General features: G+C 43.7%; 16 protein-coding genes. 5 read left to right on the top strand and 11 right to left on the bottom strand.

Annotated features, from left to right (window positions below):
* Positions 1 to 34: 34 nt before the first annotated feature.
* The 5 genes from F894_RS13505 to F894_RS13485 all read right to left on the bottom strand — a co-directional run bounded on the left by F894_RS13505 (position 35) and on the right by F894_RS13485 (position 5,332).
* Positions 35 to 331 (bottom strand): DUF3817 domain-containing protein, encoded by a 297-nt coding sequence (locus tag F894_RS13505; RefSeq protein WP_004645001.1) that lies wholly within the window; start codon positions 329 to 331, stop codon positions 35 to 37.
* Between the two features lie 120 nt (positions 332 to 451).
* Entirely contained in the window at positions 452 to 2,635 is a 2,184-nt protein-coding gene (yccS, locus tag F894_RS13500; RefSeq protein ID WP_005248271.1) for a YccS family putative transporter, read from the bottom strand.
* Positions 2,636 to 2,763: 128 nt separating this feature from the next.
* Positions 2,764 to 3,306 carry a superoxide dismutase family protein gene (gene sodC, locus F894_RS13495; RefSeq protein ID WP_005248268.1) on the bottom strand — a complete coding sequence of 181 codons (543 nt, stop codon included), beginning with the start codon at positions 3,304 to 3,306 and terminating at the stop codon, positions 2,764 to 2,766.
* A gap of 122 nt (positions 3,307 to 3,428) precedes the next feature.
* Complete coding sequence (locus F894_RS13490; protein WP_224216247.1) at positions 3,429 to 4,559, bottom strand: AI-2E family transporter; 1,131 nt, start codon at positions 4,557 to 4,559, stop codon at positions 3,429 to 3,431.
* 128 nt (positions 4,560 to 4,687) lie between these two features.
* The gene (locus F894_RS13485) at positions 4,688 to 5,332 is read right to left on the bottom strand and encodes a ParA family protein (protein ID WP_004281566.1); all 645 of its coding nucleotides are present in this window, start codon (positions 5,330 to 5,332) and stop codon (positions 4,688 to 4,690) included.
* 124 nt (positions 5,333 to 5,456) lie between these two features.
* Here F894_RS13485 and F894_RS13480 point away from each other — a divergent pair, with 124 nt between their 5' ends.
* Both F894_RS13480 and F894_RS13475 read left to right on the top strand, forming a co-directional pair.
* Positions 5,457 to 5,924: a Holliday junction resolvase-like protein gene (locus F894_RS13480; protein WP_005248263.1), complete on the top strand. Its 468-nt coding sequence runs from the start codon at positions 5,457 to 5,459 to the stop codon at positions 5,922 to 5,924.
* A 27-nt stretch (positions 5,925 to 5,951) separates the two neighbouring features.
* Positions 5,952 to 6,530, top strand: coding sequence for a hypothetical protein (locus F894_RS13475; RefSeq protein ID WP_005248260.1), 579 nt, complete (start codon positions 5,952 to 5,954; stop codon positions 6,528 to 6,530).
* A gap of 18 nt (positions 6,531 to 6,548) precedes the next feature.
* Here F894_RS13475 and F894_RS13470 read toward each other — a convergent pair whose 3' ends face one another.
* Positions 6,549 to 7,124 carry a class I SAM-dependent methyltransferase gene (locus F894_RS13470; RefSeq protein ID WP_005248257.1) on the bottom strand — a complete coding sequence of 192 codons (576 nt, stop codon included), beginning with the start codon at positions 7,122 to 7,124 and terminating at the stop codon, positions 6,549 to 6,551.
* Between the two features lie 244 nt (positions 7,125 to 7,368).
* Between F894_RS13470 and F894_RS13465 the strand changes: the two genes are divergently transcribed.
* Positions 7,369 to 7,932: a hypothetical protein gene (locus tag F894_RS13465; RefSeq protein ID WP_005248254.1), complete on the top strand. Its 564-nt coding sequence runs from the start codon at positions 7,369 to 7,371 to the stop codon at positions 7,930 to 7,932.
* 74 nt (positions 7,933 to 8,006) lie between these two features.
* Here F894_RS13465 and F894_RS13460 read toward each other — a convergent pair whose 3' ends face one another.
* Positions 8,007 to 8,339: a HopJ type III effector protein gene (locus F894_RS13460; RefSeq protein ID WP_005248252.1), complete on the bottom strand. Its 333-nt coding sequence runs from the start codon at positions 8,337 to 8,339 to the stop codon at positions 8,007 to 8,009.
* A 175-nt stretch (positions 8,340 to 8,514) separates the two neighbouring features.
* Between F894_RS13460 and crcB the strand changes: the two genes are divergently transcribed.
* Positions 8,515 to 8,895 carry a fluoride efflux transporter CrcB gene (crcB, locus tag F894_RS13455; RefSeq protein ID WP_005101255.1) on the top strand — a complete coding sequence of 127 codons (381 nt, stop codon included), beginning with the start codon at positions 8,515 to 8,517 and terminating at the stop codon, positions 8,893 to 8,895.
* Positions 8,896 to 8,984: 89 nt separating this feature from the next.
* On the opposite strand, the gene F894_RS13450 is transcribed toward crcB, so the two are convergent.
* A complete protein-coding gene (locus F894_RS13450) occupies positions 8,985 to 9,236 on the bottom strand; it encodes a type B 50S ribosomal protein L31 (RefSeq protein ID WP_004732342.1) in 252 nt (83 codons plus the stop codon).
* A 96-nt stretch (positions 9,237 to 9,332) separates the two neighbouring features.
* Positions 9,333 to 10,631, bottom strand: a complete 1,299-nt coding sequence (locus tag F894_RS13445; RefSeq protein ID WP_005248249.1) for an ABC1 kinase family protein — start codon at positions 10,629 to 10,631, stop codon at positions 9,333 to 9,335.
* Between the two features lie 287 nt (positions 10,632 to 10,918).
* Between F894_RS13445 and F894_RS13440 the strand changes: the two genes are divergently transcribed.
* Positions 10,919 to 11,125, top strand: a complete 207-nt coding sequence (locus tag F894_RS13440; protein ID WP_004281552.1) for a DUF1737 domain-containing protein — start codon at positions 10,919 to 10,921, stop codon at positions 11,123 to 11,125.
* Positions 11,126 to 11,167: 42 nt separating this feature from the next.
* On the opposite strand, the gene F894_RS13435 is transcribed toward F894_RS13440, so the two are convergent.
* A complete protein-coding gene (locus F894_RS13435; RefSeq protein ID WP_005248245.1) occupies positions 11,168 to 12,526 on the bottom strand; it encodes an MATE family efflux transporter in 1,359 nt (452 codons plus the stop codon).
* 39 nt (positions 12,527 to 12,565) lie between these two features.
* A complete protein-coding gene (locus tag F894_RS13430; RefSeq protein ID WP_005248244.1) occupies positions 12,566 to 13,024 on the bottom strand; it encodes a DMT family transporter in 459 nt (152 codons plus the stop codon).
* Positions 13,025 to 13,073 lie beyond the last annotated feature (49 nt).

Raw genomic sequence — 13,073 nt, 5'->3', positions numbered from 1 at the left:
TTTTGACTGATCTAATTATATTAGGATTCTACAATTAAGCTTCAGCGGGCTGTTCCAGCTTCTTCAGTTTCATATCAAACAGGAATGGACCGAAAGGTAGAATCGAAGCGATTAAACCCATCACAAACATGCTGAGAGACCATTTCTGTTTTTCACATACCGCAAATAACACCACCAGAAATAGCACAAACAGTACGCCATGACCCATGCCGACATATTTCACCAGAATCGGATTATCCATCATATATTTCACTGGCATCGCGATAAATAACAGCAGCAGGAATGAAATCCCTTCAAGCAAACCGACCAGACGCAAAGTTTTGATGTTCATAATACATATTGATTTAACCGAATTAGTTCTGAGTGTACCGAATATCACCTGAATATTGAATCTTAATAATAAAGATATATTCAATATTTTTAATAAGTTATAACCAAGTAAGGCAGTTGGTTATTTAATCTCGGCACCTAATAATTCATGACGTAATTTTAGTAATTCCGCTAAGGTTTCCAGTAATAAACTGATCTGTTTCAACACCAAAAGCAGATGTGCTGACTGGTTTTCCTGGGTACTTAAGCGTTGAATTTCTGCCAGTTTATGATCGATGTCGTAGGTATCTAAAGGCTGTTGTTGCAGCAATACCCCAGTTAAGGTTTGCTGGCACCAGTGCATTAAATCCAGAATTTGTGTATCAGTAACCTGCTCACGGTGACTCCCCAATGCTGCAATATAACTGAGTTGGCTATGACTATAGACCAGATAGCGAAAGGCACTTTTGACCAGTTGCGGATCTGGATTCGGTTCGGTACTCAGACTTGAAATCATGCTGGATAAATCAATCTGTGCATTGTGGGCCAGACGCCGTGCAGTCCGGTAAGCAATACTGTTATCTTTACCGTTTCGATATTGCTCGACCACTGCAGAAAAATAGTTCAGTGTTGCATGTGATGATTTTTTGATATTGCTGGAAATATTACGAAAATTCCAGTCAGGCCAGATCCAGCTTACTGCCATCCAGGCAATCAGACAGCCTATGAGGGTATCAATGATACGCGGTAAGATAATGGCGTAACCGGCACCTTTCAGGTTGAAGATCAGGAGTACCATCAAGGTCGCCATGAGGGTTGCCATGGCATATTTTTTGGAACGCAGATAGAAAAAACCGACACCAAAAATCACTGTCAGCAGCAATTGTCCTTCGATACTTGGTACAAAATACAGAATGGGAACACCCAGCATGACCCCTAATAATGTTCCCAGAGTCCGCAATTTGAGCCGGCTTTTGGTGGCAAAATAACTGATCTGACAGACAAATAGGCTGGTCAATAAAATCCAGTAGCCATTTTTCGCAAAGGGTAATAATGAAATGACATAGCCGACTAGAAATACAATGGCAATCCGCACGGCATGCCGAAAGAGTGCCGATTGCGGACTTAAGTGCGGTTTGAGTTTCAGCCAGAGATCTGTGCTATCGCGAATATCATCATCAAACAGGCTCAGGTCATCAAAATGCTGCTGATAGCGTGGCTTATACAGAGCATGTTGATCATGCAGGTGTTGTAACTGTTCATGCACACTCAGCAGATTGGCCAGAATAAGCTGTAAATTTTTAACTTCAATATTTTGTGGGTGTTGAGCAATCCAGTCCTGCATCGACTCCTGTAAATGTTTTAATGCCAGTTCATCATCTGTAGACAGGTAAAATTTCTCATTGCGCAGTACACATTCTGCCAAATGCTGACAGGCAAGGGCTTGCAGACGGATATTTTTCTGAATCCGGAAAATCAGGTCAGTGCGGCTAAAATGCTGTTCGATCTGTTCATAATGCAGATAATTCGCTGTGGCCTGTTCATGAATATCCTGCATCAAAAAATACAGATTCAGCCAGTAAATGGTATTGCGATTGGCACGCGAAGCTTTGAGTCGGGTCAATAGCGAATCTTTGCTGCGGTTAAAACTCTGAATGACTAACGTATTTTTAAGTGACAACTCATAGAGCAGGTTTTCAACATTTGGATGCTGGTCCGGATCAAACAGTTTGGCTTTACTCAGCAATAAATCCGACATGTGCTGCAAGCTTTGTGCGAGATTTTCCTGAACCTGCAAAGTAGGACGCAACAGAAAAAATAGAATAGACGTCAGGCCGTACCATAGCGCACCAATGACAAAATAAAGTGGCTGTTCATACCAGTGCTGATATTCGCCCAGGCCGAACATGGTATAGATTGACAGTAAAATGGTGCCAAATGAAATTGTGGCATAACGCTGGCCTAAGGCACCCATTAGAATAAACAGCGCACTCGACAGGGATAGCCACAGTGCAAACCAGAATTTATGCGGAGCAAGAAATTCCAGAATGCTGCTGACACTAAAAAACAGAATGATGACCAGTAACAGGTTGCGCAAACGCAGGCTTAGCCGGTCATCAAAATCAGTCAGTGCAGTGGCAATTGCCCCTAAAGTTACTGGAACGATCAAGAACTCATAACCCAGAAATTTCAGACCGAAAGTAGTACCTAAAAACACCAGAAAAATCTGTAGGCAATAAGTCATCAGCGCACTGGACTGAAAGGGCAGCAGGACAGGTTTTATAATTTTAACAAAAGTAGCAGTCGCAGGTCGGGCAGCATTCACAAGGACAGGATCCGGAAAGTAAAAACGTAAAGTTCTGAATGCAATTTAGACGCCAAAATAAAAGAAAAATCCATAAAAAAACGAGCATGCTGCCCGTTTTTTCTATTGAGTTATTGGCATGAGGGTATTTAGATCACACCACAGGCAATACGTTCACCGCCGCCACCCAATGGTAATGGGTTGTCGGAATAATTGTCGCCACCGGCATGGACCATAATCGCACGACCCTGAACATCAGCCAGTTTCAGGCGTGGTGCAAGCAGGGTGACACGTGCAGTTCCATCTGTATTGACTTTCAATGCGGGTAAATCACCTAAGTGACCGGTTGCTGGCGTACCGTGATGCGGTGCCTGGTTTGGATTGTAATGGCTACCTGCAGCCAGTGCTGCGCCCATCTTGCCGTCTTTCATGGCAGGCGCGCATGAACCATTTTCATGAATATGGAAACCGCGTTCACCTGCAGGAAGTTGTTTCAGGTTGGTACGAATGACCAGACCGGCTGGGCTGTCACTGAGTAATACGGTCCCAATCTCTTGGCCCACACCTTGAGCATTTACAGCATTCACAGTCACTGCTCTGACCACTTCATTTGATGGGGAGGTTGATGCACAACCGGTAAAAAGTGCGGCGCTTAACGCGCAAAGTGTCGTAATTTTAAACAATGAAGACATGATTTTGGCATCCTGATCTTTATTCTGTTTTGTGAATTCATTTAAACAGAGCAAGATCAGAAGCTCTATATAGAATCAGTACTTAAATGTTTTGTTTTGTTTAAGTCGATTCTATCTATGCTTTAAGGTGCCTTGGGCGGTGTGTCTTGTGTTTCCGGATCAATCTCATGTGCCATGGTGGCTTTAGGCATCATTAAAGGTTCATTCAGATTACTTTCATGTAACCATTCACGCCAGATTGCAAGCAGCACAGCCAGAATCACCGGGCCAATAAACACCCCGACCAGACCAAAACTGGCAATACCACCCAAGACTCCAAACATGATCAGCAGGAAAGGAATCTGGGTTGCGCCAGAAATCACCAGTGGACGAATGACGTTATCGGCAGTACTGACAATACAGACGCCCCAGACCATGACCCCAATGGCTTCAATGGTTTGTCCTTGTGAAAACAGCCATAACGCCACCGCACTATAGGCGAGGGGTGGGCCAAAGGGAATCAGGGCAAAAATAAAGGTCACAATGGTTAAAACCATCGGATTCGGCACACCTGCAACAAAATAGCTCAGACCTGCCAATAAGGACTGTGCAATCGCAGTCAAACCGACGCCATATACTACGGCACGTGTAGTCGCAGAAATGGTGGAAAAATAATGATGTACACGTGGACCGACCACCATTTCAAAGGCTTTACGCACCTGATTTAAAATGGTCTGACCATCACGGTAGAAGAAAAACAGCGAAAGTATCGCAAAACATAATTTAAAGATGTTTTTACTAACTTCATTCAACACCACTTTGCCGTAATTCAGATGGCCTTGAATCCAGGTCGATACCGACAGTGCAATACTCTGCGGATCAGTGTTAATTTCATTTAAGGTTCGGGTAATTTCCTTGCCGACAATCGGAAGCCCGCGAATAAAATCAGGGACATTCAGGTGACCGGAAAAGACCTGTCGCTGCAATTCAAAATACAGGTTACGACCTTCGTGCTGCAGCATGAAAATGGCGAAAATAAACGGCAGACCAAAGACCAGAATCACGGCCAAGATCATTACGGTTGCACTTAATGTCGGTCGATTGCCGCATAGGCGTAACACCGATTGATACAAGGGCCAAGTCATATAGGCAATAATGGCTGCCCAAACTACAGGAATGATGAAATACTTGAGTATATGAAAACTCAAAAAAATCAGGATAAAGAACAATCCAAATAATAAGACTTTTTGTAATGTAGGCGCGTACTGTTGCACTGAATTTAATGACTCATTTTTTAGGTCGTGTTCAGGCATATTAACTGAAAAAAAAGCGATCGAAAATGATAGCTAGCCAAGTAGCGAGATTATTTTCCCAAAGCTATACCACGATTCAGAGGATTGACTCAAAACCACTGACTCGGATCATCAATAATGGCATTCAGTACCGGTTGCCATTGAGCCTGCAGTTCCCGGTAGATTTTCTGAGGTTTATCAAAGACTGAAAGGCCTTCCATAGCCAGTCGGCTATAAGGGGCACGTTCCGAAATCCAGGCCACTGGCTGCTGGTCGATCTTGTCAAAAAACTGCTGTATGTCCTGATTGCTGGCTGCATTTGCTTTGGTGCGATTGGCCAAAAGTAAAATTTCAACCTTGCCCTTACGGATGCGTTTGATGTCCTGCAAATGTTTGAGAAAACGGCGGGTCGAATCGATATCAAAAAAAGAAGGCTGGATCGGGATGATAATCGCATGTGCTTCACTGATCAGCTGTTCGGCATGATCATCGGTCAAAGCACCTGGTGCATCAATAATCAGGTATTCGATCTGTTTCGGCGCATCACCAATGGACTTGCTATTGCGCCAGTCCAGACTTTGGATCTGCGCTGCCTGTGCCGGACGATGCTTGAGCCATTGCAATGTTGATTTCTGGTTGTCGGCATCGGCCAATGCCACCTTATAACCCTTTTGTGCGAGTGCTGACGCCAAACTAATGGCTGTCATGGTTTTGCCACAACCGCCTTTCTGATTCGCAACTAAAATTGTTTTCATGACTCAAGGTGATTTTATTCTGTTCCGGCCTAGCATATCATTCTTTTCAAGTATGCAAATGGCCGAAGTCCTCAACTTCAGTCGAATGCGATGCTATAAAAATCAGGCAAATTAGGAAGATTGAATGTCCATATGGATGGCCATGTTGATTGGCGCATGTATCGGGGTGGTATTGACCACTATTATTTTAAGTCAGACGCGCAATGGACGGATCAAGGCCGAATATGAGCAGTATATTGCCGAGCTGGAACTAGAGCATCAGCAGTCCCTCATTGCCGCGCAAAAACGCAGCGTGAATACCAGCCGTGCCGTTCTCAAAGGCAAAATGGCGGAACAGCTCGCGCCGATCATGCCGGAATTTCAATATCTGCCGAGTGATGCCAAGTTTTTGGGTGATCCGGTAGATTATGTGGTCTTTGATGGTTATACCAATTTTCGTGATGGCGAAGGCGACGCTGAAGATATTGAAGTGGTTTTGATTGACATTAAAAGTGGCGGAGCACGTCTGACCAAAGGCCAGCAAGCCATTGCCCGTGCGGTTCAGGAAGGGCGGGTACGTTTTGAAACCATTCGGATTGATTTTCAGGATTGACCAAAATCCAGTGAAGAATAAAAAATTATGCAAAAATTACTGATCACTGCGCTGCTGTTTATGCTAGGACTCTGGGTGTGGAATGAATTTTTTCGTGCCATTCCGCATCTGCAAGAAAAGGGCGTACTTAAAAACTTTAAAGTAGAACCCGTTAAGCGCATTTCCGCGACTTATATTGTGCATGATCACCGTTTCGTAAAACCTGATCGTCGGGTGCTGCATCAGGCCAGCCCTGTGGTGGGGCATTTTAATGATCTGGCCTATCTGAGTAATATTGATGTGCTGTTGCTGACTCAACCGCTGCCCGCTATACAGGCAAAACTGGAGTTTGATGAAGCAAAACGCTGCTATCAGCTCGAAGGACAAACCAATAAAGCGGAGCGTGACTTCGTCAATACGCATGTGCAGCATTTCAGTCTGATTGCTGCCACTGAAAAAATTGCCGATCAGATTCGCCGGCTAAAATCGGGACAGAAAATCACGCTCGCTGGTGATCTGGTGACAGTTCATTCAGGCACAACTGGACAAGAATTCCGGGTTGGGATAGGCTCTGAATATCGTGCTCATTGTCAGTTGCTGCAAGTAACCCACGTCCAGCAGCACTAAATACAAGAGAGTAGTGAATTAGCCTTGTGGTTTGCGAAACCGTGCTAACAACATACGTTGGCCAATCTTCGGAATACCCTCGGCATCTACATAACTTAAGGATTCTATTTCAAAACCGGTTTCCAGCAAGGCGGTTTCAATATCACGATTCAGATGACAGCCATCTGCGACTTTCTTTTGAATGGGAGTGAGTAAATGTTGGAGACGCTGAATATTTAAATTGTGCCGATTCAGGACATGTTCGACCACATGTAAAGTCCCACCCGGTTGTAGCACACGGTAAATTTCCTGTAGGCTCTGTTCCAGCTCTGCAATACTACAAAGCGTCCAGGTAGACACAATATTTTCCACACTATTTTCAGCAAAAGGCAACGCTTCTGCGCTGGCCTGAATATGCTCGACCTGAAAAGCGGTCTGTTGAATTCGTGATTCTGCCAGTTTGAAGATCGCCGGATTTGGTTCTAGCGAATAGACCTTATCAACCGATTGATAAAAAGTTAGATTCAAGCCGGTACCAAAACCAATTTCCAGCACTTCACTAGAAATGTCTAAAAGCAATTCACGACGCAAGTCCATCAAGGATGGTGTTTGCATCACCTAATTCAGCAGATGCGGAAAGATATGTTGTTGATAAAGTTTATACAGCATTTGAGTTATTTTAATTTAATAGAAATACGTTCTAGCTTAACTGAAAAATAAAATGACAGGCATTATAGAGCTGACTAAATACGTGCAATTTGTTACCAAGTTCAACTGTTTATTCATTAAAAAATCCGTAAGATCATGGAAGATATCCTTAAAACGTTTGATCAACTTGATTAGGATTAGATTAAAAATTATGCTCAAATACTTTAAACATTATGCTTTGCTGGCCAGCCTGTTGCTGCCTATTTCGGGCTATAGCTCGGTAGACCACAATATTGCCAAAGGTTTGCCTCCTGTCGTTAAAGGCCAGTCAATTTCGGTCTTGCAGCCTTTTAAAGGTGATTTTCGTATTCTGGGTTCCAAGGTTTATAGTTCTGACCCGCAAGCCAAATTCTCTCCGATTGATTATGCTGTCAGTTGGGGGCTGTTTGCCGAACCTGAAATTGCTCGACATATCACGGTCAATCAATATGACCGCTATTTGAACTGGAAAATGGATCGGGTGCCAGTGCCGGTAGAACAAGCCAAGCAGATGGTGTCCAATATACATATCATTCCCGCTAACCCTAAAATTGCTAAGGCAATTAAAAAGGTAAAGCGTGGCGATCTGGTGCGTATGCAAGGGGAACTGGTTGAAGTGCGTGACAAAGATCTGGTCTGGACATCGTCTTTAACTCCGACCGATACGGGTGATGGTGCTTGTGAGGTCTTCCGCGTCAGTTCCATTAAATGGATCGAAAAAGTCGGTAAAAGCTAAAACATACTTCATGCACGCTTCTGAGTTGCAGATAAAAAACCGCTCCTTTGAGCGGTTTTTTATCTGCCTAGTACTTACTTCGCAGTTAAAGCCTGACCTTCAAAGGCAATTCCATCCCAGCCATTGAGCATAAACTGGCGGATATTCTGATGATCAGTCGCCTCTGGCGTTGCCAATACAGAAGCATAATGCTCAGCAAACAGGCTTAAGGTCTGTGCCTGATCCAGACCATTTAATTGTGCAAAAGAAAAGACTTTGGCGCTGCCCTGGTTTTCTGTGGCCGCATTATTCTGCTGGCCATTTTTAAATGCAGTCGGTGTATGCGTATAACGCGATTCGATATAAGTAATCACATCTGCAAATTTTGCTACGCCTGCTGCCAACTGGGCCAATAAATCCTGTGCCATGCTGTTTTTCCTGTGCCATTCATGAAAATTGGATGCAATAAATATAGCAATTTTCTTGCGAAGTTCCATGGTATTTCATTGATTTTCGGTTCAAGATAACAGTGAAAATTATCCATGATGAATATGAAACTTTGGATAAAATAAACTTGATCAATAAATAGAACAGGAAAAAAATATGGGCTGGCTTTGGGTGGCAATGGGTGGGGCAATCGGTGCCAGTCTGCGTTATGCAGCCGGACTTTGGCTGTTCAAACCACAAATGCAATTTCCTTGGCCCACCTGGTGGATCAATATTCTGGGCTGTTTATGTGCCGGGATTTTTTTTGCCTGTAGCCAAAAGTATCCAGTACTCCAACAAGAAGCTCGTCTGTTTTTAATGGTGGGAATTCTCGGTGGTTTTACCACATTTTCCAGTTTCGGTCTGGAAAGCTTTTTGTTATTCAAGCAAGGTGCTATGGGCCTAGCGCTGTTATATGCATTATCCAGCTTAATTGTCGGCATTATTGTTCTGGCGCTGGGCTTTTATTTAACTTCAATCGTATTGGCACAGAGTTAAAATAAGCGCATAAAAAAGTCAGGAAATTGGAGGTCATTTCCTGACATAAACCACGATTTAAATCTTAAGATAACTGAGGGTTTTCGGTTTTAGCCCCGTTTAAAGCGGCCAAAACGTTTGTTAAAGCTTGCCACACGTCCTTCATTGCTGGTCTGACGTTGCTCACCCGTATAGAAAGGATGTGATGCACTCGAAATATCTAGTGTTACATAAGGATATGTTTTACCTTGATATTCTTTAGTTTGGCTCGAGTTCATCGTGCTGCCAATCACGAAATAGGCATCGGCATTGGTATCATGGAATAACACTTCACGATACTCGGGATGGATATCTGAACGCATATCTAACTTCCTCATGATTCTTGATTAGATGTTATAATGTAACATTTGATATTTCAAGTAATCTAGGGTTACAGCGTGTAAGCCTATCGTCTCAACTTAGCTTCGACTCGGTACCAGTTCTTCAAATACATCACTTAAATCATCATGTACTTTGAGATGAATCAGGTTCCAGTATTGTCCTGAAATTGTGCGATTCACCATCAAGGTATCAGGAGAGGGCTTAAATACATCCCAATATTTCAACGAAGGTTTCAGCAACTCCATCCCATCATGATGCGCTGAGTTTTCGGCAAAATCATAGTCAGTGACCAGAGGACGCATGAGCACTTCCAGCCACTGTTCATATAATTCTTTCGGGAATTTTCCAGTTTCAGTCAAGGAATGCAGCGCATCCAGCTGTTGCTCGATCACGGGAATATTCTTCTCGCGTGCAGCATGGATCAGTTCCCTAAAATGTCCAATCACTTCAGTCGATAAGGTTTTGACGCCACCATAGTCATAAACAATCACAGAGCCATCTTCACGAAATGCAAAGTTGCCTGGATGCGGGTCACAGTGAAAGCGTTTCAGATAAAAAATTTCCTGACCAATGGCGCGGAAGAGGCGGCGGCCTAAAGCATTTCGGGTTTCGAGTGGCCAAGTGCTGGCAGTTTCGATACTTTCACCAAGCTCTTGGCTTAAGGTCAAAATATGTCGCGATGAATACTCATGAAACACTTTCGGAATCACAATTTTATTGTCCAGAGGCTCATGGAAGGCACGGGCGATTTCCAGATTCTGGGCTTCAATTTCATAGTTCAGCTCATTGTCCAGACTGTGCTGAATTTCTTTAAATAATTGATCTTGAAGTTTACGGTCAATCTTTAAGACGCCCATCATGCGCAGTGCCAGACGAACTTGTTTCAGGTCGCTTTCGCAGGCTTCATCCACACCAGGATATTGTACTTTGACCACAACTTGCTGGCCATTCGGTAGGGTGGCTTTATGCACCTGACCAATCGAGGCCGCGGCAAATGGCTGCTCATCAAACTGCTGGAAAAGTTGCTGTAAAGGTTTACCCAATTCTTTTTCCACTTGTGCCTGAATTTCTTTAAACGGCATCGGTGGCGCCTGACGCTGTAACTTGGCAATGGCTTTAGCGACTTCGGGCGGGAAAACATCTTTATATTGAGAGGCGATCTGGCCAACTTTCATGACTGCGCCTTTCATTTCCCCCAAGGTATCCGCAATCTGCACACCAATATCCTGAAATAATTTACTGCGCGCAGTGTTTTTCTGCTCGTCATCGGCAGTTAAATTTTTAATGGAATTGGAGAGGGTTTTACCTGCAATACTTGCGGTCATTCCGGCAAGTTTCATAAAGCGACGACCGGGTGTGCTAGCCGTTTTTGCCATGCGAGATTCCTTGAAACCAACTATGAATGGATGTATTTGATCATAGGTGACAAAGGTTCAATTGCCTAGATTTAATTGTAGAGGTTGTGTTGTGATTTCCTTCAGCTTCTCCATGTTTAATGCATCATCTTTGATTTGTTAAAAGATTTATCTTTATTGCTTGCGTTTAAACTATAAGAATATGCCGGAATCCGTCATCGTTTTAGATAAGACCGAGTACTAATTCTGAATGTTGTTTTATAGCTAAAAGCTTAGAATAAACAGAGTGTAGTAATGAAGAAAATTCAATGAAAGTCTATCGATATTTTACTGGGAAAGATGATGTACATTTTTGTGCGCGGGTGACCCGTGCCTTAAATGAAGGTTATGAGCTATATGGTTCACCCACCATGACTTTTAATGGTACGGATGTAATTGTGGGGCAGGTGGTGATTAAAGATGTAGTGGATGAATCTGAGATTCCACAAGGATTAAAAAATGCGCTGGATCTTTAATCTCAGCGCATTTTCTAGCTTAAATTAATCAAATAAAAGTGTTTAGTTGTTTAGACTTAAGCGTTTATTATTGCCATATAAACGGCCCAATAAAAGTATACAAGCTACGCTGAGGCCTACAATCAGGCCAACCCAGACACCGGCGGCGCCCATGTCGGTAAAGCGGGACAAATACACCCCGACCGGGAAGGCGATGACCCAGTAAGCCAGCATGGTAATCCACATTGGCCCCTTGGTATCCTGCATGCCGCGCAGACAACCTGCCGCACTGATCTGCCAGGCATCCATCAGCTGATAGGCAATGGCAAACAGAATCAGATACACCGCAATTTGGGTCACGATCAGATCTGAGGTGTAGAGTGCTACGATTTCATTGCGGAAAACCCAAAGCAGAATCATGGTCAGGATCGCCAGAATAGTGGCAGTAATCAGGCCGAGATATTGTACTTTACGCATGGCTTGCCAGTTCTGTTCACCATAGTAGGTGCCAACCCGAATGGTCAGGGCAATCGCCAGTGACATGGGAATCATGAACAGTTGTGAAGTGACAGAAATAGCAATCTGATGGGCAGCGACAATGGTCTCACCCAAAGGACTCAGCACAATTGCAGCAGTACTGAAAATACTGACCTCAAAAAAAATTGCCAATCCGATTGGAAAGCCAAGCTGTAAGATGCGCTTCATCCATTCCGGGTTGATTTTTTCCCAATGGGTAAAAGGCTGGGTACGTTGATAGGCCTTATTTCTAAAGATATACAACGCGAGGGTGATGACCATTAGCCACTGTAAAATCGCCGTGGCAAACCCACAGCCTGCACTGCCTAGGGCCGGAACAGGGCCAATACCATACATAAAGATATAGTTCAGCGGAACTAGCAAGACCAGCGCCAATAAACTAATCACGGTCACCGGACGCGGATTTCCAATCGCTTCAGAATAGCCGCGTAAGGCCGCATACATGGTTACCGCTGGCATACCAAAACCAATCGCATGCAGAAATAAACCGGCTTTAGGTTGTAAGCTTTCCGGTACACCTAAAAGTGGCAAAGTGGCCGGCAAGAGTTGCAAAATCAAGCCGGCAATTACTCCAAGAATCAGGGCAACCCAAAGCGATTGACGTGCAATGGTGGCAATTTTTTCAGGTGTGCGTGCGCCATTGGCCTCAGCAACCAAAGGCGTCGTGGCAATCATAATGCCACTAAACAGCAGCATCACCGGAATCCAGAGTCCTACTCCGACGGCAATCGCGGCAAGATCGGTAGCAGACAGGTGACCGGCCATAATGGTATCAATCAGACCCAGACCAGCCTGAGAAAATTGGGTCACCAGAATAGGCAGCATCAGATGAAAAAGTTTTTTTAATTCAAAACCAAAGGTTGTGACTGGTGAAACATTCGACACAAAAATTACTCATCGTGATCATGTGCTTAAATAGAAGGTTTAGCGTTGTAAAGTGAGAAGCACACCAATAAAAATTACCACGCCGCCTAAAAGACGTTGCCAGTTAACCGGCATTTTTTCATTACTCAATAATCCCAGATGATCGACCAGCATCGACATCACCATCTGACCAAAAATAATGAGACCGCTAAGAACCAGAAAGCCAAGTTTGGGCGCTGCATAAATGCTCATGCTAATCGCGTATACACCCACGATGCCCCCGAGCCATAAATACCAGGGAACACTCATCAGTTCCTGTAAACCGGGTTTGGGATTGGACTGAAAAAGTACGATTACGGCGAGCACTATTGTACCAATCAAAAAGGAAAAAAATGCAGCTTGAATAGGAGAATATAAATATTCTTTTAGTTGTGTATTAATTGCGGTCTGGAGTGTCAATAAAACACCGATTGCAAAAACCAAAGGAAGTAAAATAATAAGTTGAGAAGATATTTTCATAATTTTAACTGACTAATTCTATTTAAATTTTTAGGCATATCACACGATC

The sequence above is a fragment of the Acinetobacter sp. CIP 51.11 genome (assembly GCF_000369665.1).
Classification (GTDB): domain Bacteria; phylum Pseudomonadota; class Gammaproteobacteria; order Pseudomonadales; family Moraxellaceae; genus Acinetobacter; species Acinetobacter lwoffii_S.
This window is presented reverse-complemented; position numbering and strand designations above follow the sequence as displayed.

What these genes read in the sequence shown, in the direction of transcription:
- F894_RS13505 (WP_004645001.1), bottom strand. Translation starts at nt 331, where the DNA reads ATGAACATCAAAACTTTGCGTCTGGTCGGTTTGCTTGAAGGGATTTCA.
- sodC (WP_005248268.1), bottom strand. Translation starts at nt 3,306, where the DNA reads ATGTCTTCATTGTTTAAAATTACGACACTTTGCGCGTTAAGCGCCGCA.
- F894_RS13485 (WP_004281566.1), bottom strand. Translation starts at nt 5,332, where the DNA reads ATGAAAACAATTTTAGTTGCGAATCAGAAAGGCGGTTGTGGCAAAACC.
- F894_RS13480 (WP_005248263.1), top strand. Translation starts at nt 5,457, where the DNA reads ATGTCCATATGGATGGCCATGTTGATTGGCGCATGTATCGGGGTGGTA.
- F894_RS13475 (WP_005248260.1), top strand. Translation starts at nt 5,952, where the DNA reads ATGCAAAAATTACTGATCACTGCGCTGCTGTTTATGCTAGGACTCTGG.
- F894_RS13470 (WP_005248257.1), bottom strand. Translation starts at nt 7,124, where the DNA reads ATGCAAACACCATCCTTGATGGACTTGCGTCGTGAATTGCTTTTAGAC.
- F894_RS13465 (WP_005248254.1), top strand. Translation starts at nt 7,369, where the DNA reads ATGCTCAAATACTTTAAACATTATGCTTTGCTGGCCAGCCTGTTGCTG.
- F894_RS13460 (WP_005248252.1), bottom strand. Translation starts at nt 8,339, where the DNA reads ATGGCACAGGATTTATTGGCCCAGTTGGCAGCAGGCGTAGCAAAATTT.
- crcB (WP_005101255.1), top strand. Translation starts at nt 8,515, where the DNA reads ATGGGCTGGCTTTGGGTGGCAATGGGTGGGGCAATCGGTGCCAGTCTG.
- F894_RS13450 (WP_004732342.1), bottom strand. Translation starts at nt 9,236, where the DNA reads ATGCGTTCAGATATCCATCCCGAGTATCGTGAAGTGTTATTCCATGAT.
- F894_RS13445 (WP_005248249.1), bottom strand. Translation starts at nt 10,631, where the DNA reads ATGGCAAAAACGGCTAGCACACCCGGTCGTCGCTTTATGAAACTTGCC.
- F894_RS13440 (WP_004281552.1), top strand. Translation starts at nt 10,919, where the DNA reads ATGAAAGTCTATCGATATTTTACTGGGAAAGATGATGTACATTTTTGT.
- F894_RS13430 (WP_005248244.1), bottom strand. Translation starts at nt 13,024, where the DNA reads ATGAAAATATCTTCTCAACTTATTATTTTACTTCCTTTGGTTTTTGCA.